At 68.7% G+C, this 17,323-nt stretch carries 14 protein-coding genes, 1 rRNA gene and 1 riboswitch; of the genes, 3 read left to right on the forward strand and 12 right to left on the reverse strand.

The features are described from left to right. The first annotated feature begins 246 nt into the window (after positions 1-246). Together ACFYZ8_RS19555 and ACFYZ8_RS19560 are read left to right on the forward strand one after the other, a co-directional pair. Positions 247-2,199, forward strand: a complete 1,953-nt coding sequence (locus tag ACFYZ8_RS19555; RefSeq protein WP_388529591.1) for an APC family permease — start codon at positions 247-249, stop codon at positions 2,197-2,199. A 47-nt stretch (positions 2,200-2,246) separates the two neighbouring features. Continuing rightward, on the forward strand, positions 2,247-2,666 hold the full coding sequence (locus ACFYZ8_RS19560; RefSeq protein ID WP_359040068.1) for a TOBE domain-containing protein: 420 nt from the start codon (positions 2,247-2,249) through the stop codon (positions 2,664-2,666). 49 nt (positions 2,667-2,715) lie between these two features. Here ACFYZ8_RS19560 and gcvP read toward each other — a convergent pair whose 3' ends face one another. Then, the gene (gcvP, locus tag ACFYZ8_RS19565) at positions 2,716-5,601 is read right to left on the reverse strand and encodes an aminomethyl-transferring glycine dehydrogenase (protein WP_388529588.1); all 2,886 of its coding nucleotides are present in this window, start codon (positions 5,599-5,601) and stop codon (positions 2,716-2,718) included. 175 nt (positions 5,602-5,776) lie between these two features. After that, a riboswitch (glycine riboswitch) is annotated at positions 5,777-5,872 on the reverse strand. Positions 5,873-5,995: 123 nt separating this feature from the next. Here gcvP and ACFYZ8_RS19570 point away from each other — a divergent pair. Beyond that, positions 5,996-6,373, forward strand: a complete 378-nt coding sequence (locus ACFYZ8_RS19570; protein WP_359040064.1) for a PRC-barrel domain-containing protein — start codon at positions 5,996-5,998, stop codon at positions 6,371-6,373. A gap of 563 nt (positions 6,374-6,936) precedes the next feature. Here ACFYZ8_RS19570 and ACFYZ8_RS19575 read toward each other — a convergent pair. The 11 genes from ACFYZ8_RS19575 to rrf form a co-directional block, all read right to left on the reverse strand. Further along, complete coding sequence (locus tag ACFYZ8_RS19575; protein ID WP_388529585.1) at positions 6,937-8,301, reverse strand: DNA polymerase IV; 1,365 nt, start codon at positions 8,299-8,301, stop codon at positions 6,937-6,939. A 58-nt stretch (positions 8,302-8,359) separates the two neighbouring features. Then, complete coding sequence (locus ACFYZ8_RS19580) at positions 8,360-9,043, reverse strand: MerR family transcriptional regulator (protein ID WP_388529582.1); 684 nt, start codon at positions 9,041-9,043, stop codon at positions 8,360-8,362. Between the two features lie 263 nt (positions 9,044-9,306). Then, positions 9,307-9,780 carry a bifunctional nuclease family protein gene (locus ACFYZ8_RS19585; protein WP_004002801.1) on the reverse strand — a complete coding sequence of 158 codons (474 nt, stop codon included), beginning with the start codon at positions 9,778-9,780 and terminating at the stop codon, positions 9,307-9,309. A 77-nt stretch (positions 9,781-9,857) separates the two neighbouring features. Continuing rightward, the gene (locus tag ACFYZ8_RS19590; protein WP_359040058.1) at positions 9,858-10,595 is read right to left on the reverse strand and encodes a MerR family transcriptional regulator; all 738 of its coding nucleotides are present in this window, start codon (positions 10,593-10,595) and stop codon (positions 9,858-9,860) included. Positions 10,596-10,613: 18 nt separating this feature from the next. After that, the gene (locus tag ACFYZ8_RS19595; RefSeq protein ID WP_359040056.1) at positions 10,614-11,519 is read right to left on the reverse strand and encodes an FHA domain-containing protein; all 906 of its coding nucleotides are present in this window, start codon (positions 11,517-11,519) and stop codon (positions 10,614-10,616) included. Positions 11,520-11,580: 61 nt separating this feature from the next. Then, entirely contained in the window at positions 11,581-12,411 is an 831-nt protein-coding gene (locus tag ACFYZ8_RS19600) for a DUF881 domain-containing protein (RefSeq protein ID WP_359040054.1), read from the reverse strand. Between the two features lie 5 nt (positions 12,412-12,416). Then, the gene (locus ACFYZ8_RS19605; protein WP_003988855.1) at positions 12,417-12,749 is read right to left on the reverse strand and encodes a small basic family protein; all 333 of its coding nucleotides are present in this window, start codon (positions 12,747-12,749) and stop codon (positions 12,417-12,419) included. Continuing rightward, positions 12,746-13,642: a DUF881 domain-containing protein gene (locus ACFYZ8_RS19610; RefSeq protein ID WP_388529577.1), complete on the reverse strand. Its 897-nt coding sequence runs from the start codon at positions 13,640-13,642 to the stop codon at positions 12,746-12,748. The genes ACFYZ8_RS19605 and ACFYZ8_RS19610 overlap by 4 nt, the downstream gene beginning before the upstream one ends. Positions 13,643-13,746: 104 nt before the next feature. Further along, the gene (locus tag ACFYZ8_RS19615) at positions 13,747-16,242 is read right to left on the reverse strand and encodes a mannose-1-phosphate guanyltransferase (protein WP_359040050.1); all 2,496 of its coding nucleotides are present in this window, start codon (positions 16,240-16,242) and stop codon (positions 13,747-13,749) included. Positions 16,243-16,355: 113 nt separating this feature from the next. Further along, entirely contained in the window at positions 16,356-16,964 is a 609-nt protein-coding gene (locus ACFYZ8_RS19620; protein WP_356027812.1) for a CDP-alcohol phosphatidyltransferase family protein, read from the reverse strand. A gap of 109 nt (positions 16,965-17,073) precedes the next feature. After that, positions 17,074-17,190: ribosomal RNA gene (gene rrf, locus ACFYZ8_RS19625) — 5S ribosomal RNA — on the reverse strand. Positions 17,191-17,323: the final 133 nt, after the last annotated feature.

Consider the following 17,323-nt stretch of genomic DNA (forward strand, 5'->3'; position numbering starts at 1 on the left):
GCTCCGACCGCGACATGACGCTACGTGTCCACCTCCGCGGACCCCCCACGCGACTCGAACGCGGCCGTACGACCCCCCAAGCTGCCCCTTCGCCCCACGGCCGATCTCCGCGGACCGACTTTTAACGGAAGCTTGACGCCCGTACACCCTCCATCCATGGGCCCACGCGTCACTCTCCGCTTACGCTGGTCGCGCCGTCAGCCGGGCGGCCGGACCCCGCTGAGCCGCACCGCAGGAGCACCCCCGATGGCCGTCACCGAACACCCTCCCTCCAGTCGCCTGCGCTCCTGGATGCTCGAGGGTCTGGCCGACATGGGCAGGACCGGCGGTCACACCGGCCCGCACGCCGAACCGGAACCGGCTCACCAGGGCCAGCGCTGGTGGCGGGTGATGTGCCTGACCGGCGTCGACTACTTCTCCACCCTCGGCTACCAGCCCGGCATCGCCGCGCTCGCGGCCGGCCTGCTCTCCCCGATCGCGACCATCGTCCTCGTGATCGTCACCCTCGCGGGTGCCCTGCCCGTGTACCGCCGGGTGGCCGAGGAGAGCCCCCGGGGCGAGGGTTCGATCGCCATGCTGGAACGGCTGCTCTCCTTCTGGCAGGGCAAGCTCTTCGTCCTCACCCTGCTCGGCTTCGCCGCGACCGACTTCCTGATCACCATCACCCTGTCCGCGGCCGACGCCTCCACCCACCTGGTCGAGAACCCGCACCTGAACAGCGCCCTGCACGACCAGCAGATGCTGATCACCCTCGTCCTCGTGGCACTGTTGGGCGCGGTCTTCCTCAAGGGTTTCCTGGAGGCCGTCGGCGTCGCGACCGTCCTGGTGGGCGTCTACCTCGCCCTGAACGTCGTCGTCGTGATCGTCGGTCTGTGGCACATCGTCACCGCGGGCCACGTCGTCACGGACTGGTCCAGCGCCCTGACCGCCGAGCACGGCAATGTCTTCGTGATGATCGGCGTGGCCCTGATCGTCTTCCCCAAGCTGGCCCTCGGTCTCTCCGGCTTCGAGACCGGTGTCGCCGTCATGCCGCACGTCCAGGGCGACCCGGACGACACCGAGGCGAAACCGGCGGGCCGGATCCGGGACACGAAGAAGCTCCTCACCACCGCCGCCGTGATCATGAGCTGCTTCCTGATCGCCACCAGCTTCATCACCACCCTCCTGATCCCCGAGAAGGACTTCGAGTCGGGCGGCCCGGCCAACGGCCGCGCCCTGGCCTACCTCGCCCACAACTACCTCGGTGGCGTCTTCGGTACGGTCTACGACGTCTCGACCATCGCCATCCTGTGGTTCGCCGGCGCCTCCGCGATGGCCGGCCTGCTCAACCTCATGCCGCGCTATCTGCCCCGCTACGGCATGGCACCGCACTGGGCCCGCGCCGTGCGCCCCATGGTCATCGTGTTCACCCTGATCGCCTTCCTGGTCACCTGGATCTTCGACGCCGACGTCGACGCCCAGGGCGGCGCGTACGCCACCGGCGTGCTGGTGCTGATCAGCTCGGCGGCGATCGCGGTGACCATCGCCGCCCGCAAGGCCGGGCAGCGGGGCTGGAGCGTCGGCTTCGCCGTCATCTCCGCGGTGTTCCTCTACACGACCGTCGTCAACGTCATCGAACGTCCCGACGGCGTGAAGATCGGCGCCTGCTTCATCGCCGGCATCATCCTGGTCTCCCTGCTCTCCCGCCTGGCCCGTGCCTTCGAGCTCCGCGTGACCGACGTGACGCTCGACGCCATGGCGGAACGTTTCATCCGGGACATGGCCAGCCGCAAGATCCGCATCATCGCCAACGAGCCGGACCAGCGGGACAAGGCCGAGTACCGGGACAAGATCGAGCAGATCCGCGAGGACAACGACCTCCCCGGCGACGACTTCGTCTTCGTGGAGGTGACGGTCCTGGACCCCTCGGAGTTCGAGGCGAGCCTGACGGTCCGGGGCGAGGTCCTCCACGGCCGCTACCGGGTCCTGACCGTGGAGTCCTCCTCGATCCCGAACGCCCTCGCCGCCCTCCTGCTCCACATCCGGGACAGCACCGGCCGCACCCCCCACATCTACTTCGAGTGGACCGAGGGCAACCCCTTCGCCAACTTCCTCCGCTTCTTCCTCTTCGGCCAGGGCGAGGTGGCCCCGGTGACCCGAGAGGTCCTCCGAGAGGCAGAACCGGACCGCGCGCGCCGCCCCCGAGTCCACACCGGCTGATCCGTGCATAACGGACATGAGCCGCAGACAGCCCTAAGTTGATGCCCATGACCCTGAGCATCCGCAACCAGCTCCCCGGCACCGTCACCACCGTCACCCCGGGCGAGGCCATGGCGACGGTCAAGATCCGCCTCGACGGCGGCCAGGACCTCACGGCCGCGATCACCCTCGACGCCGTCGAAGAACTCGGCCTCACCCACGGCACGCCCGTACGCGCCCTGGTGAAGTCGACGGAGGTCTCCCTGGCCACCGCCCCGGTCCGGGGCGTGTCCATCCGCAACCAGCTGCCCGGCACGGTCACCACCGTGACCACCGGCGCCGCCATGGCCACCGTGAAGATCGCCGTCGAGGGCGGTGAACTCACCTCCGCGATCACCCGGGACTCCGCGACCGACCTCGCCCTCACCGCCGGCACCCCCGTCGTCGCCCTGATCAAGTCGACCGAGGTGTCCCTGGCGACCACCTAGCGGGAAAAGGAGAAGGGCCCCGCCGAGACGGGGCCCTTCTCACCGCACATCAGTCGTCGTACGCGTCCAGCGGCGGGCACGAACACACCAGGTTCCGGTCACCGAAGGCCTGGTCGATCCGCCGCACCGGCGGCCAGTACTTGTCCGCGACCGAGACACCGCCCGGGAAGACGGCCTCCTCACGCGTGTAGGCGTGCGTCCACTCCCCACCGAGCGCCCCGGCCGTGTGCGGAGCGTTCCGCAGCGGGTTGTCCTCGGCGGCCCATTCCCCGGTGCCGACCTTCTCGATCTCCCCGCGAATGGCGATCATCGCCTCGCAGAACCGGTCGAGTTCGGTCAGGTCCTCGGACTCGGTCGGCTCGATCATCAGCGTCCCGGCCACCGGGAACGACATGGTCGGCGCGTGGAAGCCGTAGTCGATGAGCCGCTTGGCCACGTCGTCGACGCTCACCCCGGTCGCCTTGGTCAGCGGCCGCAGATCGATGATGCACTCGTGCGCGACCAGCCCGCCGGGGCCGGTGTAGAGCACGGGGTAGTGCGGCTCCAGCCGCTTGGCGATGTAGTTGGCGGAGAGCACCGCCACCTGCGTGGCCCGCTTGAGCCCCTCACCGCCCATGAGCCGGACATAGGCCCACGAGATCGGCAGGATGCCCGCGGAACCCCAGGGCGCGGCCGAGATCGGGCCCACGCCCGTCTCCGGCCCCGCCGCGGGCTGCATCGGATGGTTCGGCAGATACGGCGCGAGATGCGCCCGCACACCCACCGGCCCGACGCCCGGACCACCCCCACCATGCGGAATGCAGAAGGTCTTGTGCAGGTTCAGGTGCGAGACGTCGCCGCCGAAGTGCCCCGGCTTGGCCAGCCCCACCAGCGCGTTGAGGTTGGCCCCGTCGACGTACACCTGCCCGCCGGCCTCGTGCACCTGCGCGCAGATGTCGGCCACGTGCTCCTCGAACACACCGTGCGTCGAGGGGTACGTGATCATCAGCACGGCCAGCTCGTCCCGGTGCTGCTCGATCTTGGCCCGCAGGTCCTCGACGTCGATCTCGCCGTCCCCGGCGGTCTTCACGACGACGACCTTCATGCCCGCCATCACGGCACTGGCGGCGTTGGTCCCGTGCGCGGACGACGGGATCAAACACACGGTCCGCTGCTCGTCCCCGTTGGCCCGGTGATACCCGCGAACGGCGAGCAGCCCGGCCAGCTCGCCCTGCGAACCGGCATTGGGCTGGAGCGACACCTTGTCGTACCCGGTGACCTCGGCGAGCCGCTCCTCCAGCTCCGTGATCAGCGTCAGATAGCCCTGCGCCTGCTCGGCGGGCGCGAAGGGGTGCAGCTGCCCGAACTCGGGCCAGGTGACCGGCTCCATCTCCGTGGTGGCGTTGAGCTTCATGGTGCAGGAGCCCAGCGGGATCATGCCCCGGTCGAGCGCGTAGTCCCGGTCGGCGAGCCTGCGCAGGTAGCGCAGCATCGCGGTCTCGGAGCGGTGCTGGTGGAAGACGGGGTGGGTGAGGACCTCGTCCTCACGCAGCAGCGCGTCCGGCAGCGCCTCCTCGGTGGCCGCGTCCAGCGCCTCGATGTCGGCCTCGACCCCGAACGCGCCCCACACGGCGGCCACCTGGGCCCGCGCGGTGGTCTCGTCACAGGCGAGGGACACGTGGTCGGCGTCGACGAGGTGCAGGTTGACACCGTTGTGCCGCGCGGCCGACGCGACCTCGGCGGCCCTCCCCGGCACTCGCACGGTCAGCGTGTCGAAGTAGAAGCCGTGCACGACCTCGACCCCGCCGGCGCGGAGCCCGGCGGCGAGGAGGGTGGCGTACCGGTGCGTGCGCCGGGCGATGCCCTTGAGCCCGTCGGGCCCGTGGTAGACGGCGTACATCCCGGCCATCACCGCGAGCAGCACCTGCGCGGTGCAGATGTTGCTGGTCGCCTTCTCCCGGCGGATGTGCTGCTCACGCGTCTGCAGCGCGAGCCGGTACGCCTTGTTGCCGTCGGCGTCCACGGACACACCCACGAGCCGCCCGGGCAGGCTCCGCGCGAACTTCTCGCGCACGGCCATGTAACCGGCGTGCGGTCCGCCGAATCCCATCGGCACCCCGAACCGCTGCGTGGTCCCGACCGCGATGTCCGCCCCGAGCTCGCCCGGCGACTTCAACAGCGTCAGTGCGAGCAGATCGGCGGCGACGGTCACGAGCGCGCCGAGCTCATGAGCCTGGTCGATGAGCGGCTTGATGTCCCGTACGACCCCGGAGGCGCCCGGGTACTGGACGAGCACGCCGTTGATCTCGCGCGAGGCGATCTCGTCCGGGATGCCCTGGCCCAGGTCCGCGACCACGACCTCGACCCCGGCCGGCTCGGCACGGGTCTCGATCACGGCGATGGTCTGCGGCAGCACGTCGGCGTCGACGAGGAAGAGCCCCTTCTTGTTCTTCCCCATGCGCCGCGACAGGGACATGGCCTCGGCCGCCGCGGTCCCCTCGTCGAGCAGCGAGGCGCCGGAGGTCGGCAGCCCGGTGAGGTCGGCGACCATGGTCTGGAAGTTCAGCAGCGCCTCGAGCCGCCCCTGCGAGATCTCCGGCTGATACGGCGTGTAGGCCGTGTACCAGGCCGGGTTCTCCATGACGTTGCGCAGGATGACGGGCGGAGTGAAGGTGCCGTAGTACCCGAGCCCGATCATCGAATCGAGCACCTGGTTCCGGTCGGCCAGCGACCGCAGCTCGGCCAGCACCTCGGCCTCGGTGCGCGCACCGGGCAGTTCCAGCGCATCGGCGTTCTTGATCACATCCGGCACGGCGGCGGCGGTGAGCTCGTCCAGCGAGCCGTAGCCGACCTGCGCGAGCATCTTGGCCCGAGCCTCGTGGTCGGGACCGATGTGACGCTGCTCGAAGGGGATTCCCTGTTCGAGCTCGGAGAGCGGAGTGCGATGGGCGGTCATTGCGGAGGCCTCCTGGTCTGACGCGACCTTCGAGGGGTACCCCGGCGCGGGTACCCCGACGGCCTCCCCCTCTGTCATCTCGACCTGAGAGCTTCACCGGCCGCCCGAAGGCCGCCGGCTTTCACCGTCGGTGAGAGCGGAAGCCGTCGACACCCGCCCTGCTTTCCAGAGTGACCTCGTCCGTGCGGTACGTGAGCCTGAGAGATTCCGGGGAGGATTTGCTCCTTCGGCGCCTCCGATGGTGTCTGGAGGACTCTCCCGCACGGGGTCAGCAGCCGCTGGCAAGCCTACCAGCGAGGTCACCGCACGCGTCTTCGAGTGGCCGCACACCCCGATGTGCTCTTTCGTAGTGCATACGACCGCTTCGGATGAGTTGCGACCAAGTGGAGGGCCCGTGCAGACCGACATCGATCCGCGCAACCTGATCGGCCGCAAGGCGTTCGACCGCAACGGCACCAAGATCGGCACCATCGACGAGGTCTACCTCGACGACGCGACGGGCGTACCGGAGTGGGCGGCGATACGCACCGGCCTCTTCTCCCGTGACGCCTTCGTCCCCCTCGAGCCGAGCGAACTGATCGACGGCACCCTGCACGTCCCCTTCGACCGCACCCTCATCAAGGACGCCCCCGACTTCGGCGTCGGCCGCCACCTCTCCCCCGACCAGGAACTCCAGCTCTACCACCACTACGGCCTCGACATGTCCGCCCCGCCCCCACTCCCGGACCGCGACTTCGGCAACCTGGCAGGCACGGAGGACGTAGAGGCCTGACCGCACCCAGTGCAGGCCCAGGGCGCCACACGGTCCCGCGCCGCACCCCGTCACCACCGCGGTTCCACACCACACCAGGTGCCCGGCGGCCACGCCGCCCCGCCCATGTCAGCGCCCCCACCCCCAACACCACTGACGGCCGGCCGAACCAAGTCCGCCACACGCCAGCACCCCCTCGCATCCGTCCCACCACACCCACGTCGGCCAAGCTCTTGCATTGCCCGCCGCCCGGCATGAGGCCCGCGGGGTGCTGTGCAGCCCTCCCGCCCTCGTCAGAGGCACGCTTTGCCCCTCCGGCACACCCGGCGGGAACCAGACGCTCTACAGCCGAGCCACCCCCACACCAGCCCCGTCGACCGTCCTACACCCCCTCGCACCTCCACGAGCTGGGCCAGACTCCTCACGCCCCCGCCCCACCCGCACCCCGTCAGACGCCCTGCACACCCCTGCACCACCCCGTCCGGCACCCCACCCACGTCCGCCGACCGACCACCCACCACACCCCGCGGCCGCCGACGGCGCTCCACCCCCACAAGGGCCGCCCGCACCCGACCACGCAACCGTCACAGGTGGTGCGGGTGGGAACCCAACGCCTGAACCAACGGCAACGGCTCAGCCGACTCCAGCCGAGGATCGTCGACAAGAAACGTCCGCACCCGACCCGGCTCCGAATCCGGCGTCTCGAACCGCACAGTCACCCGCCCCAGCCCACTCCCCTGCACCCACCCGTGCCCGTACTCGGAATGCCGCACGTCATGCCCCGCGACCCACCGCCGCTCGACCACCACATCCCGCTCCTCAACAGGAGCGTCGTCGCCCACCTCCTCGACGCCCTGCTCCGCCCCCGCCCCCGCCCCCGCGGCCTGGGCGAACAGATCCTCCTGAGTGAAGTCGGCGAGCCCGGAGACCCCGACCCCCAGCAACCGCACACCCCCCGTGGAGTCCACCCCCTCCAGCAACCGCAACGCGGCCTCCCGCACCACCGCGGGATCATCCGTGGGCCCCCGCAAGGTCTCGGACCGCGTCAACGTGGAGAAGTCGTACCGCCGCACCTTCAACACGATGGTCCGCCCCGACAACCCCGCCGCCCGCAACCTCCGCACGCACCGGTCCGCCAACCGCTGCACTTCCAGCCCCACCCGAACCCGGTCATGGATGTCCACGTCGTACGTGTCCTCCACGGACACCGACTTCGCCTCCCGCTCCGCCACCACGGCCCGCTCGTCCCGCGCCAGTGCCATCGCGTACAGCCCGTGCCCGTGCGCCTTCCCGAGCAGCCGTACCAGCTCGTCCTCCCCCGCCTCGACGATCTCGTCGACCGTGTGGATCCCGGCCCGCCGCAGATGGTCCCCCGTCGCCGGCCCCACCCCGGGCAGGGTCCGCACCGACATCGGACCGAGCATCGCCCGCTCCGTCCCGGGCTCGATCACCACAAGCCCGTCCGGCTTGGCCTGCTCGGAGGCGATCTTGGCGAGCATCTTGGACGCCGCGAGCCCCACCGACCCCGTGAGCCCCGTGACGGCCCGTATGTCGGCGCGCAGCTTGGCCCCGGCCAGCCGCGCCGACGCCTCGTCCCAGGCCGTTCCCCCAGCCTCCAGGTCCACGAACGCCTCGTCCAGGCTCAGCGGCTCCACCAGCGGCGACAGCTCCCGCAACAGCCCCATCACCTGCTCGCTGATCGCCTTGTAGAACCCGAAGCGCGGCACGAGATAAGCGGCGTTCGGCGCGAGCCGTCTCGCCTGGGCCATGGGCATCGCCGAGTGCACCCCGAACACCCGGGCCTCGTAGGACGCGGTGGCCACCACACCCCGCGGCCCCAGCCCGCCCACGACGACGGCCTTCCCGCGCAGACTCGGCTTGGACGCCTGCTCCGCCGAGGCGTAGAAGGCATCCATGTCGAGATGCAGGATCGTGGGCGCTTTTCTCACATGTCCGATGCTGCCCTACGCCACTGACAATGCCCCGCCGAAGAGTGCGGGGCAGGCTTCACACCGCCTTGTTGCGGCGCCGGGCCAGCTCGTCCGCGGGGTTGTGACCGACGAGCGTCTCCCCGGTGTCGATGCGCTCCCCGTGCAGCTGCGACAGCGCGCTCTCGACATCCCGCCACACGACGCCCACGGCGATCCCGAAGATCCCCTGGCCGCCCTGGAGCAGCGCGTGGACCTCGTCGGGCGAGGTGCACTCGTAGACCGTGGCCCCGTCGCTCATGAGGGTCATGCGCTCCAGGTCCTGGAAACCGCGCTCACGCAGATGCTGGACCGTGGTGCGGATGTTCTGCAGCGACACCCCGGTGTCGAGGAACCGCTTGACGATCTTCAGGACGACGACGTCCCGGAAGCTGTAGAGCCGCTGCGTCCCCGACCCGTGGGCGGGCCGCACGCTCGGCTCCACGAGCCCGGTGCGCGCCCAGTAGTCGAGTTGCCGGTAGGTGATGCCGGCCGCCGCGCACGCCGTAGGGCCGCGATAGCCGATCTGCTCGGACGCCATGGACGTCGCCCCTCCGCTGCTCGGCACGGCCGCCGGTCGCTGCGGAACGTGATCGGCCGCGCCGCCGTGGTGGGGGTCCCCCCACGTCGAACGCAGTGGAGAGCTTGGGGGAGGGTACGGACCGCTCGCCCCGAGACTCCGTCCGGGGGCACCCCCAGCCGTACCGTCGCCGCTGCTTCTCACGCCGACCTCCGTCCTTGACCTGCCTTCTCGACGGTAGGCAGTCACCAGGGGTGCGTCAACGATCGCCACACTCGGCACGCCGAGTGATAATCACCCTAGGAGTGGTTTGCCGTACCCCACTGCGGGGAAAGGCTAGCCGAATGCGCTCCGAACGGGCCGCAGGACGCTCTCACGCGCCGGTGGCAAATGCCAGCATTTTGGTGACGAACGGACACGGCCGACCCGGCACGGACCACTGATCCGCCGGATCGGCCGCAGCTTCCTCACTGACTGCTGGTACCGAAGTCCTCGGGGGAGATCTGGTCGAGGAACTCGCGGAACTTCTCCACTTCGTCCTCCTGCTCGTCCGGGATCGCGATACCGGCGTCGTCGAGCACTCCGTCGCTGCCGTAGATCGGCGTCCCGGTGCGCAGGGCCAGCGCTATGGCGTCGGACGGCCGCGCGCTCACCTCGACCCCGCTGGCGAAGACCAGCTCCGCGTAGAAGACGCCCTCACGCAGGTCCGTGATGCGCACTTCGGTGAGCTCCTGGCCGACCGCCTCCAGCACGTCCTTGAACAGGTCGTGGGTCAGCGGTCGTGCGGGGGCCATGCCCTGCTGCGCGAAGGCGATCGCAGTCGCCTCCCCCGGCCCGATCCAGATGGGGAGGTAGCGGTCGCCTCCCACTTCACGCAGGAGCACGATCGGTTGGTTGGAGGGCATTTCGACCCGGACACCTACGACATCGAGCTCGTTCACACAGCAACCCTAGGCCGTGCCCGGGACGTTTGGGTAGTCGGGCAGGAAACGGGTGACACTTCCTGCACCGACCGCACTCAGGGCAGCCGTACGCCGAGCGCGGTCTGCACGAGCGCCGCGTGCAGTTTCACCGTGAGCCCCGCGAGTTCCTTGGCACGGGCTTCCGCGTGCGCGCGGGTCTGCGGGTTGCGGTGGCGCTTCAGCGGGGCCACCACCTGTTCGACGAGCCCTGCCTCACGGTCGGCGGCCGCCTTCATGGCACGCAGATGCCGCGGCTCGATCCCGAACCGCCCGAGTTCCACGACGAGCGCGGCCACGGTGACCGCCTCGGCGTCGTAGGCCCCGTCCGGAAGCGGGGTGATGAGCCCGTACGACTCCCACTCCGCCAGCTCCGGCTCACCGATCTCGGCGGCGGCGAGCAGCTCGTCCCGGCCGATCCGGGCCGCTGTGGGGCCCTCGGAGACCTCCAGGACCGTTTCTCCGTCCCGCTGACGGCCCACCGTGGGCAGCGCGACGGCCTCGCCGCGCTCCATGGCGTCCAGGTGCTCCCGGATCACCTTGAGCGGCAGATAGTGGTCCCGCTGCATCCTCAGGACATGACCGAGGCGCTCGACGTCCCGGTTGCTGAACTTGCGGTAGCCGGAGGGGGTCCGCTGCGGCTCGATGAGGCCCTCGGACTCCAGGAAACGGATCTTGGAGATCGTGACTTCGGGGAACTCGTCGCGCAGCATGGTCAGCACCGTGCCGATGCTCATCAGCCCACTGTCCGTGGCGGCGGCGCCGTGTCCGGCACCGCCGCTCGGTGTTTGAAGCATGGACCTTCCCTGGGAGGGTCAGTAGCCCCGCTGGCTCGCGTAGAACACCAGCCGGTACTTGCCGATCTGCACCTCGTCGCCGTTGTTCAGAGCGACCGAGTCGATCCGCTCGCGGTTGACGTACGTGCCGTTGAGACTGCCCACGTCGGACACCGTGAACGAGCCGTCCTGGCCGCGGCGGAACTCCACGTGCCGCCGCGAGACCGTGACGTCGTCGAGGAAGATGTCGCTCTGCGGGTGACGGCCGGCCGTGGTCAGCTCGCCGTCCAGCAGGAAGCGGCTGCCCGAGTTCGGCCCACGGCGCACCACCAGGAGCGCGGAGCCCAGCGGAAGCGCGTCGACGGCGGCCTGTGCCTCCGGGGAGAGCGCCGGCATCTGCGTCTGGCCGGTGACCTCGGAGTCGTAGGCCTCGAGTCCCGAGATGGAGATGGTGGAGGTCGTCTCCGAGGGGCGCTCGGGCACGGCACCGGCCCGCAGCGGGGCACCGCAGTTGGAGCAGAAGCGGCTGTTCTCCGCGTTGCGGTTACCGCACCTCGTACACACCAGGGCCGACATAGGGGAAAACCCTCCACCCGTACTCGAGGTTGACGGCTGCCCGAAACCTATGCCGCCGGACTGGGCAGGGTCAACAGACGGCACGCCCTGACCTCCGGAAATGTCACCGCCCTGACCAGAGACCTGGTCCCGGAACAGCGGGCGCTGGCCCTCGGCGTCGGGCTGTGCGCGGTGACGAGCGGTGGCATTGTCGCTGCCTTCTCGCGCGCTCTTGCCGAACAACTTCTGAAACAACTTCACGGGCGATTCCCCTTGACCGAAACAGACCCGCCCGTGGGGCAGGACGAACCCTGATTGAACACACCGGTCGACCCGGACATCCTCACAACGTCCGTTGCCACCAGACAGTTTCCACCACGCACCACCCATTCGGTGCGCCGACCCCCCGCAACCTCATGCCCTGGCGCGTCGCCCCCCATGCACCCCCGGTTCACTGGGAGGACGACCGAGCGTAGTCAGGCCGCTTCGCTGCTCGCAAGGCGTCCACGACGATCTTGTCCGACCGCTCGACGGTTACGGTGGCCTGCTCCTTCTCAAGAGTCTGCACCACGCCTCCAGGGATGTTGAGCGCCGGTTCGAGGTCCTGCGGATTGCCGATGACCTTGAAACGAAACGGCGCCGTGATCTTGTTCCCGTCGACGCTCACGCTTTTGTCCGAGTCCGACAGAAACGTGCCCGCGACAACTCGTACGCCGTTCACCTGGATCGCCTCCGCGCCGGCGGCCCTCAGCTCCTGGATCGCGTCGAGCAGCATGTCCGCCTCGACCGTCCCCTTGGTGTCCTCGATCGTCATCGTGATGCCCGGCCCCTGTGCGGCCACCGTGCCCGCGAGGATGCCGAGTTGCCGCTCCTTCTCGACCGTCTGCTTGCGGGCCTCCTCGGCCTGGTCGGAGCTGTTCTCCAGCTCGTCCCGCTGCTTCTCGAGGCCCTGCTTCTCGTCTTCAAGACGCTGAGTACGGTCGTCCAGTTCATCGAGGATGCGTACGAGATCTTCCTGCCTCGCCCCCCGCAGCGCGCTGTCACTGTCGCTGTTCGACGCCACCTGGACGGCAAGACCGAATCCGAGCCCGAACAACAGCACCGCCACGATGAGTTGGGCGCGGCTCGCACGCGGCGGCCACAGCCCGTTCACCAGCCGCTGACGCCCGGTCAACCCGGGCTCCGCCGCCCGCACGTCCTCCTGCTCGGGTGCCGTCGCCGGCAGTTCTTCGGGCAGCTCCTTGCGCAGCCTGTTGCCGGGAGTCTCTTCCTGCTCGCTCATCGGCCTCAGGCCCTGAAAACGTGCCGGCGGATCGCCGCGGCGTTGGAGAAGATCCGGATGCCGAGCACGACGACGACACCGGTCGACAGCTGGGCGCCCACGCCCAACTTGTCGCCCAGGAACACGATCAGTGCGGCCACGACCACGTTCGACAGGAACGACACGACGAAGACCTTGTCGTCGAAGATGCCGTCGAGCATGGCCCGCAGCCCGCCGAAGACGGCGTCCAGCGCCGCCACCACGGCGATCGGCAGATAAGGCTCGACAACCGCCGGAACCTCAGGCCGGACCAACAGGCCGGCCACGACTCCCACGACGAGGCCCAGTACGGCGATCACGATGTGCCCTTCTCAGTTCTCGGCTCTGCTGTACGTACGATCACACTCGGTGCGGCCGGCAGCCGGAGATCGTCCTCCACCGAGATGGCGGTCCGGATGCCGTAGTTCTCTTCCAGGGCGTGCAGATACAGCCCGTCGGCACTGTCCTGGAACCTGGTGCTCAGCCGCTGCCCGTCCCCCACCGCAAGCACCGTGTAGGGCGGCACGAGCGGCTTGTTGTCGACCAGTATCGCGTCACCCGCGGCCCTGATCGCGGACAGCGCGGTCAGCCGCTGTCCGTTGATGGAGACGGCCTCGGCGCCCGACTGCCACAGTCCGTTCACGACCCGCTGCATGTCGCGGTCGCGCACCCGCCCGGTGTCGGAGAACCCCGATGTCTCACGCGGGTTGCCGTCACCGCCGGTGGTGGCTTCCTTGGCGTCGTTCACGACCAGTTTGACGCCAGGGCCGTGCACCTCCGTCGCACCCGACAGGATGCCCACGAGATCGGCCTGGCCGCTGTCGCCGCTCTGCTTGAGCGCCTCGCGCTGCCGCGTGCTCACGTCGCCGCGCAGCTGGTCGACACTCTCCTCGAGCTTGTCCGCCGTCTCGGTCTCACGGTCGATACGGTCGATGAGCTCCTCGCGCTCCTTGGCCACGACCGGAGCGGCCACCCGTGCCTGGGCCGCTCCCACGGTGACCACGAGAGCGGCGAGCACCAGGCCGACGGCAAGACCCAGCTTCGCCCGCAACGTCCTGGGCAGCCCCCCGTCACCGGCGGCCTTCTTGCGGGCCGCCGCCTCGGCGTACCCGTCGTCGAGGCTGTGGTCCATGACGTTGGTGAGCAGCGACATGGAGGCGTCCGGGCGCGACGGGCGCGTGGGGGTGCTCCGAATGGGGGGCTGCTGCGGCATGCCGCACATCGTCGCACGTCGCGGCCCCTACCTCCGAATGGCCCCATCGGCGTGCCGGACAGGCCCCTTTGGGGACACATGTCCGGCACGCGCGCGTGCGTGTCTCAGCGGCCGGCGCTGTCCACGACCGCCGACCACTCGTCCAGCAGGGCCTGTGCGGACGCGTCGTCGGGCCCCTCGGCCCACAGATGGGTGACCGCCTCCGCCGGGTCCGGCAGCACCATCACCCAGCGTCCGTCGGTCTCCACGACCCGGACGCCGTCAGTCGTGTCGACAAAGCGATCGCCCGCCGCCTCCACGACCCTGCGCATCACCAGACCCTTGACGGCCCACGGGGTCGCCAGATCCCGCTTCAGGACATGCGCCCGCGGAATCCGCGCGTCGATCTGGCTGAGCGTGAGCTGCGTCCGCGCCACCAGCCCGATCAGGCGCACGAAGGCCGCCGTACCGTCGAAGACACTGCTGAACTCCGGAACGATGAAGGCGCCCTTGCCGTCACCGCCGAAGATCGTCGAGTCGTCGCGTCCGACCCTGGTGAGGTCGTCGGGCGAGGTGGTCGTCCACTCGACCTGCGTCCCGTGGTACGCCGCCACCTGCTCGGCGATCCGCGTGGTCGTCACCGGCAGCGCCACCCGGCCGCTGCGGCGCTCCGCGGCGACCAGGTCGAGCATGACGAGCAGCGCGCGGTCGTCCTCGATGATCCGCCCCTTCTCGTCCACCAGGGACAGCCGCTCGCCCACGGGGTCGAACCGCACGCCGAACGCGGCCCGCGCGGACGCCACTATCTCGCCCAGCCGTACCAGACCCGAGCGACGGGCATCCGCCGTCTCCGTGGGCCTGGACTCGTCGAGCCCCGGGTTGATGGTCAGCGAGTCCACCCCGAGCTTCCCGAGCAGACTGGGCAGCACCAGCCCCGCGCTGCCGTTCGACGCGTCCACGACCACCTTCAGCCCGGACTCGGCGATCCCGGTGATGTCGACGTTCCGCAACAGCGAACCGGTGTACGAATCGAAGACACTGGCCGGGAAGTGCAGGTCCCCGATCTCACCCGGGAACGCACGCCGGTACTCCTGCCGCGCGAACACCCGGTCCAGCTTCCGCTGACTGCCCTGGGAAAGGTCCGCGCCCCGCCCGTCGAAGAACATGATGTCCACGGAGTCCGGCACGCCGGGCGTGGTCCGGATCATGATTCCGCCGGCACTGCCGCGCGCGGTCTGCTGCCGCGCGACGGGCAGCGGTACGTTTTCCAGGTCGCGTACGTCGATGGCGCTGGCCTGCAGAGCGGAGATGACCGCCCGCTTGAGTGCCCGCGCGCCACGGGAGTGGTCGCGAGCGGTGGTGACGGTCGAACCCTTCTTGAGGGTCGTCGCGTAGGCACCGGCCAACCGGACAGCGAGCTCCGGGGTGATCTCGACGTTCAGGATGCCGGAGACGCCACGAGCGCCGAAAAGATGCGCCTGGCCCCTGGACTCCCAGATGACCGAGGTGTTGACGAAGGCACCAGCTTCAATGGTCTTGAACGGGTAGACCCGCACATTCCCCTGAATGATCGATTCCTCGCCGACGAGGCACTCGTCACCGATGACCGCGCCGTCCTCGATACGAGCCGCGCGCATGATGTCGGTGTTCTTGCCGACGACACAGCCACGCAGATTGCTCTGCTGCCCGACGTACACGTTGTCGTGCACGACGGCCTTGTGCAGAAACGCCCCGCTCTTGACGACCACGTTGGAGCCCACAACGGTGTGCTCACGGATCTCGGCGCCGGCCTCGACCTTCGCGTAGTCACCGATGTACAGCGGTCCGCGGAGAACGGCATCGGGGTGCACCTCGGCACCCTCGGCCACCCAGACGCCGGGGGAAAGCTCGAAGCCGTCGATCTCGACGTCGACCTTGCCTTCCAGCACGTCGGCCTGGGCCTTCACATAGCTCTCGTGCGTGCCGACGTCCTCCCAGTAGCCCTCAGCGACGTAGCCGTAGATCGGCTTGCCTTCCTTCATCAGCTGCGGGAAGACATCGCCGGACCAGTCCACGGGCACATCGGCTTCGACGTAGTCGAAGACCTCGGGCTCCATGACGTAGATGCCGGTGTTCACGGTGTCCGAAAAGACCTGGCCCCAGGTCGGCTTCTCCAGGAAGCGCTCGACCTTGCCTTCCTCGTCCACGATGGTGATACCGAATTCAAGCGGATTGGGCACACGCGTCAGACAAACGGTGACCAGCGCGCCCTTTTCCTTGTGGAAGTTGATGAGCTCGGTGAGGTCGAAGTCGGTCAGGGCATCACCGGAAATGACGAGGAAGGCATCGTCCTTCAACGCCTCTTCGGCGTTCTTGACGCTTCCGGCGGTACCGAGTGGCTTCTCCTCGTTGGCATAGGAGAGCTCCATTCCGAGCTCTTCACCGTCACCGAAGTAGTTCTTGACCAGGGAGGCCAGGAACTGGACGGTGACGACGGTCTCGTTGAGCCCATGCCTTTTGAGCAGCCGCAGAACGTGCTCCATGATCGGCCGGTTTGCCACCGGCAGGAGCGGCTTGGGCATGCTTGAGGTCATGGGACGAAGGCGTGTGCCTTCGCCTCCGGCCATCACGACGGCCTTCATGTCGGAAGCGTCCTCCTTAAAGATGACGGTCTAGCCGACTTCACCCGTCCAGATTGTCCCGTACTTTTCTGCCGGGGGCCATCGAGCCGCTACGGCCGTGCCAATGGGCGAGTTCAGTCGGCCTCGGCGTCCGCACGGACCAGGCGGCGGACTTGGACCACATAGAGCACTCCTGCCCACCAGTACAGCGTTGTACCCCATCCAGCGAACGCCCATCCGAAAATAGCAGCGAGTGACGAGATCCATCCAGTTCCGTCACTGAGCAAGAGCAGCGGGAAGGCGTACATGAGGTTGAAGGTGGCGGCCTTGCCGAGGAAGTTCACCTGCGGCGGCGGATAACCGTGGCGCCTGAGGATGCCCACCATCACCAGGAGAACCAGCTCTCGCAGGAGCAGTGCAGCCGTCAACCAGATGGGCAGAATCTCGCGCCAGGTGAGACCGACGAGGGTCGAGAGAATGTAGAGCCGGTCGGCAGCGGGGTCGAGCAGCCGGCCGAGGCTGCTGATCTGGTTCCACCGCCGGGCGAGCTTGCCGTCCAGGTAGTCGCTGATCCCGCTCAGAGCGAGTACCAGCAGCGCCCACGTGTCACTCTTGGGCCCTCCGAACTCGGGCCTGAGGATCAGCCACAGGAACAGCGGCACCCCAACGAGCCGCGCCATGCTGAGGATGTTGGGGATGGTGAGGACCCGGTCCGTCTGGACCCGGGTCTCCTGGACCTCCACCCGGGGGCCTCCTGTGGGAAACGTGCCAACGATGCCCCCTGACCCTACCTCAACGCAAAAAAGCTCTGGCTCTTGGGCTGCGTGCCCAAGAGCCAGAGCTCTAAAAGGAGTTCGGCGGTGTCCTACTCTCCCACAGGGTCCCCCCTGCAGTACCATCGGCGCTGTAAGGCTTAGCTTCCGGGTTCGGAATGTAACCGGGCGTTTCCCTCACGCTATGACCACCGAAACACTATGAAGTTAGACCGGAAAACACACGGTCGTTGCCTCAGAACTAACACAGTGGACGCGAGCAAATATGGACAAGCCCTCGGCCTATTAGTACCGGTCACCTCCACCCATTACTGGGCTTCCAGATCCGG

The organism is Streptomyces sp. NPDC001668 (genome assembly GCF_042893155.1).
Taxonomy (GTDB): domain Bacteria; phylum Actinomycetota; class Actinomycetes; order Streptomycetales; family Streptomycetaceae; genus Streptomyces.